At 64.9% G+C, this 16,302-nt stretch carries 17 protein-coding genes; 10 read left to right on the forward strand and 7 right to left on the reverse strand.

What is annotated here, in order from left to right; genetic code table 11:
• Position 1: 1 nt before the first annotated feature.
• Positions 2-1,189: an amino acid ABC transporter permease gene (locus AU465_RS09635; protein ID WP_192246274.1), complete on the reverse strand. Its 1,188-nt coding sequence runs from the start codon at positions 1,187-1,189 to the stop codon at positions 2-4.
• Positions 1,190-1,253: 64 nt separating this feature from the next.
• Complete coding sequence (locus AU465_RS09640; protein WP_192246276.1) at positions 1,254-2,282, reverse strand: amino acid ABC transporter substrate-binding protein; 1,029 nt, start codon at positions 2,280-2,282, stop codon at positions 1,254-1,256.
• Between the two features lie 557 nt (positions 2,283-2,839).
• Here AU465_RS09640 and AU465_RS09645 point away from each other — a divergent pair.
• The 5 genes from AU465_RS09645 to AU465_RS09665 all read left to right on the forward strand — a co-directional run bounded on the left by AU465_RS09645 (position 2,840) and on the right by AU465_RS09665 (position 7,129).
• Positions 2,840-4,012, forward strand: a complete 1,173-nt coding sequence (locus AU465_RS09645; protein ID WP_192246278.1) for a cystathionine beta-lyase — start codon at positions 2,840-2,842, stop codon at positions 4,010-4,012.
• 230 nt (positions 4,013-4,242) lie between these two features.
• Positions 4,243-5,328 (forward strand): HPP family protein, encoded by a 1,086-nt coding sequence (locus AU465_RS09650; RefSeq protein WP_192246281.1) that lies wholly within the window; start codon positions 4,243-4,245, stop codon positions 5,326-5,328.
• Between the two features lie 87 nt (positions 5,329-5,415).
• Positions 5,416-6,117 (forward strand): RNA polymerase sigma factor, encoded by a 702-nt coding sequence (locus tag AU465_RS09655; RefSeq protein ID WP_192246283.1) that lies wholly within the window; start codon positions 5,416-5,418, stop codon positions 6,115-6,117.
• A 176-nt stretch (positions 6,118-6,293) separates the two neighbouring features.
• Positions 6,294-6,818, forward strand: coding sequence for a DUF4142 domain-containing protein (locus AU465_RS09660; protein WP_192246285.1), 525 nt, complete (start codon positions 6,294-6,296; stop codon positions 6,816-6,818).
• A complete protein-coding gene (locus AU465_RS09665; protein WP_192246288.1) occupies positions 6,815-7,129 on the forward strand; it encodes a cupredoxin domain-containing protein in 315 nt (104 codons plus the stop codon). Before AU465_RS09660 ends, AU465_RS09665 begins: the two co-directional genes overlap by 4 nt.
• Here the strand turns inward: AU465_RS09665 and AU465_RS09670 are convergent.
• The gene (locus AU465_RS09670) at positions 7,108-7,977 is read right to left on the reverse strand and encodes a crotonase/enoyl-CoA hydratase family protein (protein ID WP_192246290.1); all 870 of its coding nucleotides are present in this window, start codon (positions 7,975-7,977) and stop codon (positions 7,108-7,110) included. The genes AU465_RS09665 and AU465_RS09670 overlap by 22 nt on opposite strands.
• An 84-nt stretch (positions 7,978-8,061) precedes the next feature.
• Here AU465_RS09670 and AU465_RS09675 point away from each other — a divergent pair, with 84 nt between their 5' ends.
• Positions 8,062-8,715 carry a TetR/AcrR family transcriptional regulator gene (locus AU465_RS09675; protein ID WP_192246292.1) on the forward strand — a complete coding sequence of 218 codons (654 nt, stop codon included), beginning with the start codon at positions 8,062-8,064 and terminating at the stop codon, positions 8,713-8,715.
• Here the strand turns inward: AU465_RS09675 and AU465_RS09680 are convergent.
• The 4 genes from AU465_RS09680 to AU465_RS36395 all read right to left on the reverse strand — a co-directional run bounded on the left by AU465_RS09680 (position 8,618) and on the right by AU465_RS36395 (position 12,107).
• A complete protein-coding gene (locus AU465_RS09680) occupies positions 8,618-9,517 on the reverse strand; it encodes a LysR substrate-binding domain-containing protein (RefSeq protein ID WP_246505944.1) in 900 nt (299 codons plus the stop codon). The genes AU465_RS09675 and AU465_RS09680 overlap by 98 nt on opposite strands.
• Before the next feature lie 98 nt (positions 9,518-9,615).
• On the reverse strand, positions 9,616-10,737 hold the full coding sequence (locus tag AU465_RS09685) for a branched-chain amino acid ABC transporter substrate-binding protein (protein WP_376774839.1): 1,122 nt from the start codon (positions 10,735-10,737) through the stop codon (positions 9,616-9,618).
• A 48-nt stretch (positions 10,738-10,785) separates the two neighbouring features.
• The gene (glyA, locus tag AU465_RS09690; protein WP_312891229.1) at positions 10,786-11,757 is read right to left on the reverse strand and encodes a serine hydroxymethyltransferase; all 972 of its coding nucleotides are present in this window, start codon (positions 11,755-11,757) and stop codon (positions 10,786-10,788) included.
• Entirely contained in the window at positions 11,646-12,107 is a 462-nt protein-coding gene (locus tag AU465_RS36395; RefSeq protein ID WP_246505945.1) for a hypothetical protein, read from the reverse strand. Before AU465_RS36395 ends, glyA begins: the two co-directional genes overlap by 112 nt.
• Before the next feature lie 225 nt (positions 12,108-12,332).
• On the opposite strand from AU465_RS36395, the gene AU465_RS09695 reads away from it, so the two are divergent.
• From AU465_RS09695 to AU465_RS09710, 4 genes are read left to right on the forward strand one after another with little or no spacing between them, the layout of a single operon-like run.
• A complete protein-coding gene (locus AU465_RS09695) occupies positions 12,333-13,193 on the forward strand; it encodes an FAD binding domain-containing protein (RefSeq protein WP_192246294.1) in 861 nt (286 codons plus the stop codon).
• Positions 13,193-13,669, forward strand: coding sequence for a (2Fe-2S)-binding protein (locus tag AU465_RS09700; protein WP_192246296.1), 477 nt, complete (start codon positions 13,193-13,195; stop codon positions 13,667-13,669). Before AU465_RS09695 ends, AU465_RS09700 begins: the two co-directional genes overlap by 1 nt.
• 1 nt (position 13,670) lies before the next feature.
• Positions 13,671-15,944 carry a xanthine dehydrogenase family protein molybdopterin-binding subunit gene (locus AU465_RS09705; RefSeq protein ID WP_192246298.1) on the forward strand — a complete coding sequence of 758 codons (2,274 nt, stop codon included), beginning with the start codon at positions 13,671-13,673 and terminating at the stop codon, positions 15,942-15,944.
• Entirely contained in the window at positions 15,944-16,189 is a 246-nt protein-coding gene (locus tag AU465_RS09710) for a MoaD/ThiS family protein (protein WP_192246301.1), read from the forward strand. Before AU465_RS09705 ends, AU465_RS09710 begins: the two co-directional genes overlap by 1 nt.
• Positions 16,190-16,302 lie beyond the last annotated feature (113 nt).

Here is a 16,302-nt window from a genome sequence, read left to right on the forward strand (position 1 = left end):
CCTATCTCTCCACCAGCGCCATCCTGGCGTTGACCACATTCATGACCGCCGAGGTCACGAGGCTCAGCACCAGATAGGCGATCATCATGATCAGCACGCCCTCGACCGCCTGCCCCGTCTGGTTGAGTACCGTGCCGGCGGTGGCGGTAAGGTCAGGATAGCCGATGGCGATTGCCAGCGACGAGTTCTTGGTCAGGTTGAGATATTGGCTGGTCAGCGGCGGGATGACGATGCGCATCGCCTGCGGCACCACGACGAGCCTGAGAATCGGACCGGAGCGCAAACCAAGGGCGCCCGCTGCCTCGGTCTGGCCCTTGCTGACGCCCCTGATGCCGGCGCGCACGATCTCGGCGATGAAGGCGGCCGTATAGCAGGACAGCGCCATGTAGAGCGACAGGAATTCCGGCTTGAGCTGGAAGCCGCCGGTGAGATTGAAGGTCGACTGCTTCGGGAAATCGAAGGTGAGGGGCATGCCGGCGAGCAGGAAGGCGAGCACCGGCAAGCCGACGATCAGCGCGACCGAAGTCCAGAACACAGGAAATTGCTGGCCAGTCGCCATCTGCCGCTGGCGCGCGCGGCGGGCGACGAACCAGGCCATGGCGAGCGCCACGACGAAGGCGACGGCAATCAGCCAGGAGCCCTCGCCCCAAACGGCGCGCGTAATATAAAAGCCGCGCTGGTTGAGGAAAGAACCGAACGGCAGATGGATGCTCTCACGCGGCGGCGGCAGAACGGCGAGAACGCCCGAATACCAGAAGAAGATGACCAGCAGCGGCGGGATGTTGCGGAAGATCTCGACATAGACCATGCATATCTTGCGGATCAGCCAATTCTGCGACAGACGGCCGATGCCGACGATGAAGCCGATGATGGTCGCGGTGACGACGCCGGCGGCCGCGACGATGATTGTGTTGAGCAGACCGACCACAAGGGCCCGGCCGTAGGTCGAATCGGACGTGTAGGCGATCGGCGTGTCCGAGATGTCGAAACCCGCCCTGCCCCTCAGGAACTGGAAGCCGGAGGCGATGTGCAGGCGCGTCAGGTTGTCGATGACGTTGTGGACGATCCACCAGATCGAGCCGAACAGCAGGATAATGACCAGCGTCTGGAAGAAAAGGCCGCGTATTTTCGGGTCATTGATGAGGGAGCCGCGGCTCGGCTCCTCACGAAGGATTTCCTGCGATGCCATGCGACCGTCCCCTGGAAAGAGAAACCGGGGAGGCAGACTATCTGCCCCCCGGATCACGTTTCGGTCAGCGGATCGGCGGAGCGTATTGCAGGCCGCCCTTGGTCCAAAGCGCGTTGATGCCACGCGCGATCTTGAGCGGGCTGCCCGAGCCGACATTGCGCTCGAACATTTCGCCGTAGTTGCCGACAGCCTTCACGATGTTCACGACCCAGTCGTTGGTGACGCCGAGATCGGTGCCGAACTTGCTGTCGGGTTCGGTGCCCAGGATACGCTGAACGTTCGGATCGGTCGAGGTCTTCAACTCATCGACATTGGCCTGGGTGATCCCGGCTTCCTCGGCGTTGAGCAGCGCGAAATAGGTCCACTTGACGATATGGTACCACTGGTCGTCGCCCTGGCGCACGGCCGGACCGAGCGGCTCCTTGGAGATGATCTCGGGCAGCACGACATGGTCGGCCGGCGCGGCCAGCGTCAGGCGGATGCCGTAGAGGCCGGACTGGTCCGTGGTGTAGACGTCGCAGCGGCCGGCGTCATAGGCGGCGTTGACCTCTTCCAGCTTCTCGAAGACGACGGGGTTGTACTCCATCTTGTTCTTCTTGAAGTAGTCGGCGAGGTTGAGCTCGGTCGTGGTGCCGCTCTGCACGCACACGGCGGCGCCCGAAAGCTGCAGCGCCGAATTGACGCCCGGCAGCTTCTTGGCGTTTATCATGAAGCCCTGGCCGTCATAATAAGTGGTGCCGACGAAGTTCAGGCCAAGCGCGGTGTCGCGATTGATGGTCCAGGTGGTGTTGCGCGACAGGAGATCGACCTCGCCGGACTGCAGCGCGGTGAAGCGCTCCTTGGCGCTGAGCGGCGTGAACTTGACCTTGGAGCCGTCGCCGAAGACGGCGGCCGCGACGGCGCGGCAGAAATCGGCATCGAGGCCCTGCCACTCACCCTTGTCGTTCGGCGCCGAGAAGCCGGCCAAGCCGGTGGACACGCCACACTGGATGAAGCCCTTCTGCTTCACGGTATCGAGCGTGGCGGCCGAAGCGGCCGAAGCCATCAATCCGAGCGCAGCCGCGCCAAAAATGCCGATTGCAATATGTTTCATGACCCACAGACCCTTTTCTGCTTTACAGGCGCCCCCTGCTTGCCAGGCAGCCCTGATCTTTTTTCGTTTGTGAATGCAGCTCCCATTTGGGCCCACTCCGGGCCCGCATCGTTTGACGATGCGCTGCCTCCCATTCACGAAACGCATCGAAGGCGATTATTCCTGTGAGGTCAAGGGAAATGACCGAATTGCGACGGGTTTGAAAACCGATCATCGCAAATGCACGAATTGCAGACAAAAGCGCCCGCCAATTGGTCAAGAGCTGCAACCGAAACCGGCAAGTCCGGCGCCGTGGAAATTTGAACGTTACGTGAGTTTCCGCCCTTACTACTGTCGCCGCCGACAGAAGGACTGGCGCGATTCATGGCCGAGAAGACAACAAAGCCTGCCTTTCAAGCCAAGTCCGCCGGAAGTGCGCAACGAGCGCAAACAATGAGCCGGCGAGCCGTTCATTTGGCCCATCCGAACACCGCCGCTTGGCGGATTCGGAGCGGTTGCGTGGCCGGTTCCACCGCTCTATGGCTGGGCTCCTGACACATTGCGACGAGCGACGAACCATGGCGACAGACGGCAGCAAGATCGGCATCAACACGCGGCTTGCCCATTCCGGCAACAACCCGCGCGACTATTTCGGCTTCGTCAATCCGCCGATCGTGCATGCCTCGACGGTGCTTTATCCCGACGCCGCCGCGATGGCCTCGCGCAGCCAGAAATACACCTATGGCACGCGCGGCACGCCGACCATGGATGCGCTGACCCTCGCCGTCGACGCGCTCGAAGGCTCGGCCGGCACGATAGCCGTGCCGTCAGGCTTGGCTGCGGTGACGATTCCCCTGCTTACCTTCGTCTCGGCCGGCGACCATCTGCTGATCGTCGATTCTGTCTATCACCCGACACGGAATTTCGCCGACACCATGCTGAAGCGCCTCGGCATCGAGATCGAATATTACGATCCGCGCATCGGCGCCGGCATCGCCTCGCTGATCAGGCCCAACACCAAGGTGGTGTTTACGGAATCGCCGGGGTCGAACACCTATGAAGTGCAGGACATTCCGGCGATCGCCAAGGCGGCGCACGCCGCCGGCGCGATCGTCATGATGGACAACACCTGGGCGACGCCGCTCTATTTCAAGCCGCTCGACTACGGCGTCGACATCTCGATCCATGCTGCAACCAAATACCCGGCTGGTCATTCGGACGTGCTGCTCGGCCTGGTCTCGGCCAACGAAGCCTGCTGGAAGAAGCTCTATGAAGGTTTCTGCACGCTGGGCTGCTGTTCAGGCCCGGACGACGTCTACCAGACGCTGCGCGGCCTGCGCACCATGGGGGTGAGACTCGAACACCACCAGAAGAGCGCGCTCGAGATCGCGCGCTGGCTGGAGGAGCAGCCGGGCGTGGCTGAGGTGCTGCATCCGGCGCTGGAGAGCCACCCCGACCACGCGCTCTGGAAGCGCGATTTCTGCGGCTCGAGCGGCGTCTTCTCCATCGTGCTGAAAGGCGGCGGTCAGAGAGAGCAGCACGCCTTCCTCGACGCGCTGACGATCTTCGGCCTCGGCTACTCCTGGGGCGGCTATGAGAGCCTTGCCGTGCCGGTCTTCCTTGGCGACCGCACCGTCGCCAAGGAAGATTATGCCGGGCCGCTCATCCGCCTGCAGATCGGGCTGGAAGATGTCGAGGACCTCAAGGCCGACATTTTGCGCGGGCTCAACGCGGCAGCAGCCACCGAGTAACGGGCTCAGCGCCTCGCAGCCGATTCCGTAAACGCTCGTAACGCCTTGACGCGATTGAGAAAGCGAAAGCCGCCGGCTGCATGCCGCCAAGGCGTCGCCGCGCAATAATATTCTTCCCGGCCGGGAATAAACGAATTGGTTTGGCTTCCAAATCCGTGGCTCTGGCGGCATTGCGAGTAGCGCAAATTCCACCCATTCGACAATTCAAGCTATTCGACCTGGGGCCTGCCATGGCGTTTCGCCTTTTCGTTCCGATCCTTGCCGGCGCAACGCTCCGCGAACGGCTCGCCGCCTGCATCGGCGCCACGATCGGCATCGCGCTGACCGGCGTGATCAGCGGGCTCGCCATGGGCAGCGGCCCGCATGTGGCGATGCTGGTGGCGCCGATGGGCGCTTCCGCCGTGTTGCTCTTTGCCGTGCCGTCGAGCCCGCTGGCGCAGCCCTGGTCGATCATCGGCGGCAATACGATCTCGGCGCTGGTCGGCGTCACGGTGGCGCATTTCGTGCACAACCCGGTGATCGCCTCCGGGCTGGCGGTGGCGCTGGCGATCGCGGCCATGTCGTTCACGCGCTCGCTGCATCCGCCGGGCGGTGCCGCGGCGCTCACCGGCGTGCTCGGCGGACCGGCCGTGATCAGCGCCGGCTTCCTGTTTCCCTTCGTGCCCGTGGCGCTGAACTCAATCATATTGGTCACGCTCGGTTTCCTGTTCCACAAGCTGTCGCGGCGCAACTATCCGCATGTGCATGTGCCCATGGCCAACAGCCACGGCACCGCCGACCTACCGCCGGCGGGGCGGGTTGGCTTCCGGCCCGAGGATGTTGATGCCGCGCTTGCGGCGCTCGACGAAACCTTCGATATCGACCGCGACGACATCGAAAGACTGCTGCGCCAGGTCGAGCTGCAGGCGATGGTGCGCGCGCACCGCACGCTGCTCTGCCAGGACATCATGTCCCGCGACGTGATCTCGGTACCGGAGAACGCCACCGCCGAGGAGGCGCGCAAGCAGTTGCTCGACCACAATATCCGTACCTTGCCGGTGGTGGACGCCGAAGCGAAGCTGGTCGGCGCCGTCGGCCTGCGCGAGCTGACGAGAACGACCGACACGGTAAAGGGCGTGATGTCGAAGGCCGGCACGGCCTCGCCCGAGACGCCGGCGATGAGCCTGCTGCCAGTGCTGACCGACGGGCACAGCCACGCGGTGGTGATCGTCGATGCCGGGCGGCACATTCTCGGCCTGATCACCCAGACGGACCTGCTGGCCGCCGCCGCCCGCGCGCAGGCTGCAGACAGGCCGCAGCTGAAAGCTGTAGCATAGCGCCGGCTGGGTCCGGAAAGTCCGGGAACCTTTTGCCGGCAGGCGCGTCCAACTATCGGATGCAACGCCTGTCGGGAGATCGGGACGATGAGAAAGTCCGCACTGCAGGCCGCCGCGATTTCGGCGGACGCTATCGCCGGCGACATGGCGCTGGTGCGCCGCGCGCTTGCACGGGAAGCGGGTGCCTTCCGCTTGATCATCAAGACGCACAACCAGCGGCTCTACCGCATCGCGCGCGGCGTGGTGCGCAACGACGCCGAGGCCGAGGACGTCGTGCAGGAAGCCTATATGCGCGCCTTCGCCAGCCTCGACGCCTTTCGCGGCGACGCCTCCTTGGCAACCTGGCTCACGCGCATCGTCATCAACGAGGCACTCGGCCGGCTGCGCAAGAAAAAGCGCATCGTGGCGATGCCTGAAAATCCGGAAGCGCAGATCATCCGGTTTCCCCTGAACCCAAGCGACTTGAACCCTGGCGACGATCCGGAGCGAACGATGGCGCAGCGGCAGATCCTCGGGCTTGTCGAACGGGCGACCGACAGCCTTCCCGATGTCTATCGCACCGTCTTCGTCGCCCGCGTCATCGAGGGCCTGAGCATCGAGGAGACGGCCGATCTGCTCGGCATCAGGCCGGAAACGGTAAAGACCAGGCTGCACCGGGCGCGTAGCTTGGTGCGCAAGGCGCTGGACGACGAGATCGGCCCGGTGCTGCTCGATGCCTTCCCCTTCGCCGGCCGCCGCTGCGAGCGGCTGACGCAGGCGGTGATGAAGAGGCTGGGGCTCGAGGGCTAAGGCGCTTCGTCTTCGGGCGCAACTGATCGAGGCAGAGGGGGGTGACGGAACTCGGCGTAGCAGTGCTCGCTCCACATTCGAATGTGAAAAATCGGGAACGTTTGGCCTCTCCCCGCATCCAATGGCCGTCAACCCTAGATGAGCCCGCTGCCGATACGCCGGGCAAAGGAGATGCCATGTTTATCCGACCGACCGCAGCACTCGCCGCCTTCCTCCTCGTCAGCGCCGCGCCGCTGGCTGAGGCCGCCGAAAAGCCCACCGACCCGCAGATCGCCCATATCGCCTACACGGCCGGCACGCTCGACATCGAGGCGGCCAAGCTGGCGATCAAGAAATCCAAGACCAAGGAGGTCGTCGACTTCGCCAAGGACATGGAACGCGACCATGAGGCGGTGAACAAGCAGGCGCTTGATCTCGTGAAGAAGCTGAAGGTGACTCCGCAAGACAACGCCACCAGCCAGGCACTGACCAAGGCGGCGAAGGAGGAGCGCGCCAAGCTGGCGAAGCTCAAGGGCGCGGCCTTCGACAAGGCCTATATCGAAAACGAGGTGGCTTATCACAAGCAGGTCAACGGCGCGCTCGAAACGCTGCTCATCCCGTCGGCCAGCAATGCCGAGCTGAAGAGCCTGCTGGAAACGGGTCTCAAGATATTCCAGGGGCATGAGCAGCACGCCGAACATGTCGCCGGCATGCTGAAATGAGGGCGGGCCTGCTATCGCTCCCGGTCGCGCTGGCGCTGGCGCTCTTAGCTGCGCCGGCGCTCGCCGCCACGATCGAGGTGACGATCGACAAGCTGGTGTTCTCGCCGGCAAGCGTCGAGGCCAAGGTCGGCGACACGATCGAGTGGACGAACAAGGACTTGATCGCCCACACCGCGACTGTGAAAGGCGGCTGGGAGGTGACGATCCCGCCGAAGTCGAAGGGCAAGGTCACGCTCAAGGAAGCGGGTGCGGTCGACTATTTCTGCCGCTTCCACCCCAACATGAAGGGTCACCTGGAGGTTTCGCCCTGAACCGTCGCCTGGCCAGGCAAGGCGCGCCGCGCGTTGCTCGGCCGGGCGATATGCCTCCACGAGCCGTCATAGACCGCTTCTCGCCGCTCGATCCAGGCGGCGAGCCCTTCGTTGAGATCTGCGGTCGGAGCCATGCGGGCGAACTGCTCGGCCTCGACCAGCAGGCCTTCGGCGATGCTGAGATTGATACCGCGCGCCACGGCGGTGAGGATACTGGCCACCGCCGCCCGTGAATGACGGACGATGCGGCTCGCGAGATCGAAGGCGGCCGGCATCAGCTCTTCATGCGGCACCAACCGGTTGACGAGGCCGAGCTCCAGCGCCCGCGCGGGCGAAAACGGATCGCCGGTCAGAAGCAGCTCCAGCGCTCGCTTGCGCCCGACCAGCCTCGGCAGGCGCTGTGTGCCGCCGAAGGTTGGCGGCATGGCGAGCTTGATTTCGGGCTTGGCGAACAGCGCCCGGTCGCTGGCGATCGCCAACGGCACCGCTTCGGTGATCTCGCAGCCGCCGCCGAAGGCAAGCCCGTTGACGGCGGCGATGACCGGCTTGCGATAGGATTCCAGCCGTGCCGTCAGCCGCTGGCCGCGCATGACGAAATCACGCAGCCCCACATCCGTGCCTTCGGCCACGCTTGCCGAGAACTCGTGGATGTCGGCGCCGGCCGAGAAGGCGCGCTCCCCTGCCCCGGTGAGGATGATTGCACGAACCGCATCATCGGTCTCTATACTGTCCAGGATCGCAAGCAGGCGGTCGATCAGGGCGTAATTCAGGGCATTGAGTTTTTCGGGGCGGTTCAACGTCAGCACCGCGACGCGGTCGCGGATCTCGCAAAGCACAAGCTCAGTCATGTCATTTTCCTTTCCGGCATGGAACTGCCCCAAGGGATCAGCTTTCAGCTTGTATGTATATTCACTAGTCGGTATACCTAACGGATGAGCGAAAAGGTCAATCACACCAGAAAGCGCCTCGTCGATGCGGCGGCAAAACTCTTCTATGCCGAAGGTATCGGCCGCGTCAGCGTCGATGCCGTGGCGGAAAAGGCGGGGCTGACCAAGCGCACGCTCTACTATCACTTCAAGAGCAAGGACGAGTTGATCACGGCCTATCTCGACAGCCGCGACCAGCCGAACCTCAAGCAAATGGCCGGCTGGTTCGAGGCCGCGGAAGGCGGCGCGGACAAGAAGGTCGTGGCGATCTTCACCCACCTGGCGCGCGTGGCGCGGCACGTCAAATGGAAGGGCTGCGGCTTCCTGCGCACGGCCGCCGAGCTCGCCGCGATGCCCGGCCATCCGGCGGTGAAGGCCGGCTCCCGCCATAAGAGCAACTTCGAGAAATGGCTGGCGGAGGCGCTTTCAAGCCATGGCGTGCGCGAGCCGAAGATGCTGGCGCGCGAGATCGTGCTTCTAATGGATGGCGCCTTTTCCAGCATGCTGATCCACCACGATCCGGACTACATCACGGCCGCCGGTCACGCCGCCGCGACGCTGGTCAAGGTGAGGATGGAAGTGGCGGCTGCGCCAGCAACCAGTCGACAATCTCGACGGCGTGGGCGGGTGGCCGGTCGGGCGCCAGGATCGACAGGCTGAGGCCGGACGGCACACGCCGCGGGAACGGCGCCACCAGCAAGCCGGCGGCTAAGGCGCGCGAAACCAGCGCCTCGTGCCCCATCAGCACGCCGGCGCCGTCGACCGCCGCCTGTAGCGCCATGCTGTAGAGCGAGAATTCGGAGCCGGTTTCGATCGGCGGCCCCTTCACGTCGGTCGCTTCGAACCACAGGCTCCAGTCGCTGGTCCAAGTCGTGTCCCACAAGAGAGGCTGCGAGGCGAGATCGGCCGGTGTCTTAAGCTGCCGGGCCAGCGCCGGCGCGCAAACCGGGAAGATGATATCGTCGCAGAGTTTGAAGGCACGGCTGCCGGGCGGCGCGTGCCGGGTGAAGAAAATGGCGAGGTCGAAGGGCTCGCGCCGAAAATCCGGCGGCTCTTCCAGCGCGTGGATGGAGGGGCGAAGCGCGGGATGCGCCGAGCGTAAGGCAGGCAGGCGGGGCGCCAGCCACAGCTGGGCGATCGAAGGCAGTGCTGCGATGCTAACCTGCGGCCTGGGCGCCGAAATGCGCAATTCCTGGACGGCGAGCCCCAAAGCGTCGAAGGCGGTGGAAAAGGAGGGTAGCGCCGAACGCCCAGCCTCGGTGAGGTGCAGGCCCTGCGCGTGGCGCACGAAGAGCGGCGAGCCTAGCCAAGCCTCCAGTGCCTTCACCTGATGCGACACAGCGGCAGGCGTCACGCCGAGTTCGTCCGCCGCCTTGGCGAAGCTTTCATGCCGTGCCGCCGCCTCAAAGGCCCGGAGGGCGTTGAGCGGCGGCATGCGGGGTCGCGGCGGATTGACGGCCATCTGCGGCTTTCCCAACGCCGCGACGCCAGCCATGGCGGCGCGGTATGCTTCGAGCGAAGAAGCGGCGGCAGCCTGCGTCCGCCTCCAGCGCCTCAAGTCTATTTGAGGGCCACCGGAGTCAGCTTGCCGTCGACCTTCCGCCACTCAAATACGACGAAGCCCGGCTGCTTGATATCCCCTTTGTCGTCATAGGAAATGGTGCCAAGCACTGTCGGGATAGCCGCTCCTGAATGGAGATAGTCGGACGCCGCTTTCGGGTCGTCGGCCTTGGCTCTGGCGATCGCCTCGGCGAGGATCTGGGTCGCGGCATAGGCATAGAGCGTGACGGCTTCGGTGGGCACATTCTTCGCCTTCAGGTCGGCCACCGCGTCTTTGGCCTCGGGAAAGGTCGCCGGATCGGGAAAGGACGTCATCAGCGTCCCGGCCGCGCCCTCGCCGGCGATGGCGCCGAACTCGCTGTTGGAAATGCCGTCGCCGCCCATCAGGATCGTCTTGACGCCCTGGTCGTGCATCTGACGCACGATGAGGCCGGCCTCTGTGTGCTGGCCGCCATAATAGACAAGGTCGACGCCCGACTCCTTGATCTTGGCGACAAGCGCGCTGTAGTCCTTCTCGCCCGGGTTGATCTCCTCGTGCAGCACTTCCTTGCCGCCGCCGGCATTGTAGGCCTTGGCCATCTCGTCGGCGAGGCCCTTGCCGGCCGTCGACTTGTCGTCGACAATCGCGACCTTCTTGTCCTCAAAACGCTCGAGCACGAATTTCGCGGCGATGATGCCCTGCTCGTCATCGCGGCCGCAGGCTCGGAAGGCATCCCACAGGCCGCGCTCCGTCACCATCGGGTTGGTGGCCCTGGGCGTGACGAAGAGCACGCCGTTCTCGGCATAGACCTCCGAGGCCGGAATGGTGACGCCGGAATTGTAGTGGCCGACGACATAGTGCACGCCGTCCGCGACGAACTTGTTGGCGACCGACACCCCCTGCTTCGGGTCGGAGACATCGTCGCCGACCGAGACGCTGAGTTTTTGGCCGAGCACACCGCCATTGGCATTGATGCGCTGGATCGCCGTCTCGACGCCGACGCGGTACTGCTCGCCATAGGCGGCGTTCGGCCCCGACATCGGCCCCGCGACGCCCAGCACGATATCCGCCCTGGCGACGCCGGCGGCGGCGGCCGTCATCAGAGCAGCAGTCATCAATCGCAGAATCATGCGCATGGTCATTCCCCTTGTTTTTGAAGAAGCGGGCTCCCTGCCCGCGGGTTCAGGCGCTCAGCTTACGAAATGAAGCTTCGTGAACCGGCGCCGGAATTCGCTGACATCCGCAGCCACTTCCTCCGCGGCATCGTTGCCGCGCAGCCCCCTGGCGATGAGGGCGGCAAGCTCGGGCATATCCTTCTCGGTCATGCCCCAGCGAACGATTTCCGGGGTACCGAGGCGCAAGCCGTTCATGTCGCCCTCGACCGCGCCGACCGGCAAGCCGATACCGCAAGCGAGGATATTGGCGCGCCGCAGCCGCTTCGCCGCCGCCTGCCCGCCGCCGAATTCGGCGGCTTCAATGGCGAACTGGTGCGAGGTGGTGTGGCCTTTCGCGGTCGAGAACACCGGCAGGCCGCGCTGCGCCAGCTCGCTTGCCAGCGTCTTGGCGGTGCCTGCCATGGCGGCGGCATAGGCGTGGCCATGCTCCTTCCAGTCGAGCAGCGTGATGGCGAGCGCCGCCGACTTTGCGGCGTCGAAATTCGCCGTCATGCCGGGAAAGGCGATGCGGTCGAGTTTTTCGGCGATGACGGCGTCATTGGTGACGATCAGACCCGAAGGCGGCCCGCCGAGGCTCTTGTAGGCGCTCATCGTCATCAGATGGGCGCCCTCCTCCAGCGGCTGCTGCCAGGCGTGGCCGGCGATCATGCCGCAAAGATGTGCCGCATCGAAGAGCACCAGCGCGCCGACCTCGTCGGCGATCGCCCTGATCTCGCTGATGGGATGCGGCAGGAGATTGAGGCTGCTGCCGATGGTGATCATCTTCGGCCTGACCTGCCGGGCAAGCGCGCGGAGCTTGTCCACATCGACCGTATAGCCGTCGGCATCGACGGGCGCGGAATGGATCTCCAGCCCGTACAGGCCGGCGCAGCCCGTCATATGATGCGTGACATGGCCGCCGATGGCCGGCGGCGGCGCGATGATGGCGTCGCCCGGCCGCGCCGCGGCCATGAAGGCATAGAGATTGGCGATGGCGCCGGACGGCACGCGGATTTCGGCATATTTCGCGCCGAAGACTTGCGCCGCGAGCTTGCGGCGATGACCTCGATGCGCTCGACGCCCTCCAGCCCCATCTCGTATTTGTCGCCGGGGTAGCCGAGCGACGGGCGCGAGCCGAGCCCGGAAGCAAGCGCGGCCTCCGCCTTCGGGTTCATAACATTGGTCGCCGCATTGAGGTTGATGGCGTCGGCCTCGTGGATCTGCCTATTGAGCGCGATGCCTCCCTCTATCGCAGCGAGCACGGCGTCGCTCCCCTGTCCGCTTGCGGCCTTGGCCAGCGCCTGGATAAAATCCTCGCAATGCGCGGGAACCCAGGGCCTACGGGCAAGAGCGGTCATTGAAGCCTCCACATTGCCGGATGCGATGTCCGGATTAATTAGGGCATGGTGGAGGCTTGGCCGGCCGGGCGCAAACGAGTAGTTCTAGCGGCTAGGCTTAGAAAATTTAGGGGTAGGAATTAGGGCAATGCGCCTGACTTGGATGGTGCAATGCAGGAAGCGGATGGTCATTATAAGGAGACTCTTTATAACGGTCGATCTGATCATGACCACCAAGGGGAGACGATGCGCTACATACGTCCGCAATCAATGGAAGATGCCGTGGGCCTGCTGGCCGGCGCGGCCGGCCCGGCCGCCGTTCTCGCCGGAGGCAGCGACCTCCTGGTCAGGATGAAGGGCGGCTTCATCGAGCCAGAGCTGATCGTCGACATCAAGGCGATCGAGGGTTTAGGCGAAATCAAGGAGACGGCAGACGGCTTCAGCATCGGCGCCGCGGTGCCCTGCGCGGTGCTGGGCGAGAACGCGGCGCTGCAGAAGGCCTGGCCCGGCGTCGTCGAGGCGGCCAAGCTGATCGGCTCGAAGCAGGTGCAGGGACGCTGCACCATCGTCGGCAATCTCTGCAACGCCTCGCCGGCCGCCGACAGCGTGCCCGCGCTGGTCGCGGCCGGTGCCAAGGCAGTGGTAGCCGGGCCTTCGGGCAAGCGCACCATTGCTGTGGAAAGCGTGCCGACCGGACCGGGCAGGACGTCTCTCGCCAAGGGCGAGATCATCGAGGCGATCCTGCTCGACAAGCGCGCGCCAAATGCGGGCGATGCCTATCAGCGCTTCATTCCGCGCACCGAAATGGATATCGCGGTGGTCAGCGCCGGGGTGAACCTGACGCTCGATGACAAGGGCGTCGTCAAGTCGGCCCGCGTGGCGCTGGGCGCCGCGGCGCCGACGGTGCTGCTGGTCGAGGAGGCGGCGCAACTTCTCATCGGCTCGAAGCTCGACGAAGCGACGCTCGAGCGGCTCGCCAAGGTCTGCGCGGGCGCCTGCCGCCCGATCGACGACAAGCGCGGCTCCATCGAATTCAGACGGAAAGTTGCGGGCGTGCTGGCGAAACGTGTCGCCACCACCGCTTATGAGCGTGCAGGAGGCAAGTGATGGCCGGTGTAGCAGTTTCAACGACAATCAACGGCGATCACGTCGAGTACCTTTGCCAGCCGGACGAGACGCTGCTCGACGTGCTGCGTGACCGGCTCGGCCTTACGGGCGCCAAGGAAGGCTGCGGCACCGGCGACTGCGGCGCCTGCAGCGTCATCGTCGACAACCGGCTGGTGTGCTCCTGCCTGGTGCTGGGCGCGGAAGCCGAAGGCCGCCAGATCGAGACCATCGAAGGCATGGCTCATGGCGATCAATTGCATCCCCTGCAGCAGAAATTCCTCGAGCACGCGGCATTGCAATGCGGCATCTGCACGCCGGGTTTTTTGATCGCGGCAAAGGACCTTCTGGCGAAAAACCCCTCCCCGACCGAGGAGGAAATTCGCTTCGGTCTCGCGGGGAACCTCTGCCGCTGCACCGGCTATGACAAGATCGTGCGCGCCGTCCAGGACGCGGCAAACGTGATGAAGGGAGCCTGAGATGAATTTCGATCCGCGCTACTCGGGACGCAATTTCTCTTCCGTCGGCACGCGCCCCATCCGCCCCGACGGCGTCGACAAGGTGACGGGACGCGCCCGCTACGGCGCCGACTTCAACATGGCCGGACAGCTGGTCGGGCGCATCCTGCGCAGCCCGCATGCCCATGCGATCATCAAGAAGATCGACACCTCGAAGGCCGAAAAACTGGCCGGCGTGAAGGCGGTGATCACGGCGGCAGACCTGCCCGACCTCACCGACGGCGATGCCGCCATGTACGACATCCTCGACAACTGCATGGCGCGCACCAAGGCGCTCTATGACGGGCATGCGGTGGCCGCGGTCGCCGCGATCGACGCCCGCACCGCCAGGCAGGCGCTGAAGCTGATCGAGGTCGACTACGAGGTGCTGCCGCATGTGACCGATGTCGACGAGGCGATGAAGCATACGGCGCCCCTCATCAACGACGCCATCTTCACCGAGGGCCTCGAGGAAAAGCCGGTCAAGCCCTCCAACGTCTCCAAGCGCACGCAATACGGCCATGGCGATGTCCATCAGGGTTTTGCCCAGGCCGACACGATCGTCCAGCGCTCCTTCAAGACCGAGCAGACGCACCAGGGCTATATCGAGCCCCACGCCTGCGTGGCGAGCGTCAACCCCGACGGCACGGCGGACTTGTGGGTGTGCACGCAAGGCCATTTCGTCTACCGCCAGCACTGCGCCCAGTTGCTTGGGCTCGAAGCCTCGAAGCTGCGCGTCACCTCCTCCGAGATCGGCGGCGGCTTCGGCGGCAAGACCCATGTCTGGGCCGAGCCGGTGGCGCTCGCGCTGTCGCGCAAGGCAGGCCGGCCGGTGAAGCTCGTGATGACCCGCGACGAGGTGTTTCGCGCCTCGGGCCCGACCAGCGCCACCTCGATCGACGTCAAGATCGGCGCCAGGAAGGACGGCACGATCACCGCGGCGGAAGCGACGCTGCGCTACAGCTGCGGCCCCTATGCCGGCATGTGGGCCGAGATCGGCGCCATGACGGCGTTCGCCTGCTACAAGCTCGAGAACGTCAAGACCGTCGGCTACGAGGTGCTGGTCAACCGGCCGAAGACCGCGGCCTATCGCGCGCCCTCGGCGCCGATGGCGGCCTTCGCGGTGGAAAGCGCAGTCGACGAGCTCGCCAAGGAGATCGGCATCGACCCGGTCGACTTCCGCATCAAGAACGCGGCGCAGGAAGGCACGCGCGCCTCCTACGGCCCAGTCTACGGCCCGATCGGCATCGGCCCGACGCTTGAAGCGGTGAAGAACCATCCGCACATGAAGGCGCCGCTAAAAGCAAACCAGGGGCGCGGCATGGCCTGCGGCTTCTGGTTCAACTTCGGCGGCCAGACCTGCACCGATCTCAACATCGGCATGGACGGCACGGTGTCGCTCGCTGTCGGAACGGTGGATGTGGGCGGGTCCCGCGCCTCGCTGTCGCTGGTGGCGGCGGAGGAGCTCGGCATCGACTACAGCCATGTGAAGGCGATCGTCGCCGACACGTCGAGCCTTGGCTACAACGACATGACCGACGGCAGCCGCGGCACCTTCTCCTCCTCCATGGCGACCATCTCGGCCGCCCGCAACGCGATAAAAATCCTGCGCGAGCGCGCGGCGCAGATGTGGGACATTTCGGTCGACGACGTTGCCTGGGAAAAAGGCCATGCGGTCGCCAAGGGCGAGACGCACGGCAATCTCGGCAAACTGTCGCTGAAGGAGATCGCGGCGCAATCCGGCAAGACCGGCGGGCCGATCGCCGGCCACAGCGAGCTCGTCGCCGACGGCGCCGGCGTCTCCTTCGCCACCCATATCTGCGACATCGAGGTCGACCCCGAGACCGGCTCGACCAGGGTCATCCGCTACACGGTGGTGCAGGACGCCGGCAAGGCGGTGCACCCGACCTATGTCGAGGGCCAGTACCAGGGCGGTGCCGCGCAAGGCATCGGCTGGGCGCTCAACGAGGAGTATATCTACGGCAAGGACGGGCGGCTGCAGAATCCGGGCTTCCTCGACTACCGCATCCCGGTGTGCTCGGACCTGCCGATGATCGACACGCAGATCCTCGAGATCCCCAACCCCAACCACCCCTACGGGGTGCGCGGCGTCGGCGAGACCTCAATCGTGCCGCCGCTGGCGGCGATCGCCAACGCGGTGTCGAACGCGGTGGGCGTGCGCATGAGCCACATCCCGATGTCACCACCGCGGATTCTTGCGGCGCTCGAGGCCGAACGGGAGAGGTTTTCGCGCTAATGGTCGAAGTGACGCTCTGGGGCTCGCTTGGCGCTGCCGCCGGAGGCCAGAGCAAGCTCGACATCGAGGCCAAGGACATCAGGGAGCTGTTCCGGAAACTTTCGGAACAGTATCCCGCCTTCGAGCCCCTGATCGATCGCGGCATCGCGGTCGCGATCGACGGGACGATCTACCGCGATACCTGGTCGAAGGAACTGCCTGAGGGGGCGGAGATTTTTCTGTTGCCGAGATTGGCGGGGGGGTGAGGCTGGGAGCCGCCGCCGCGGTCGCCTGGCATCAAGGTCCCCAACGTCGTGTATGGGCCGGCGAACGAACCCGCTGCGCGGGATGGGCGCGTGTGGTGAGGTAGAGATCACGA

Source organism: Mesorhizobium silamurunense, from assembly GCF_014843905.1.
In the GTDB taxonomy this organism is placed as follows: Bacteria; Pseudomonadota; Alphaproteobacteria; order Rhizobiales; family Rhizobiaceae; genus Mesorhizobium; species Mesorhizobium silamurunense.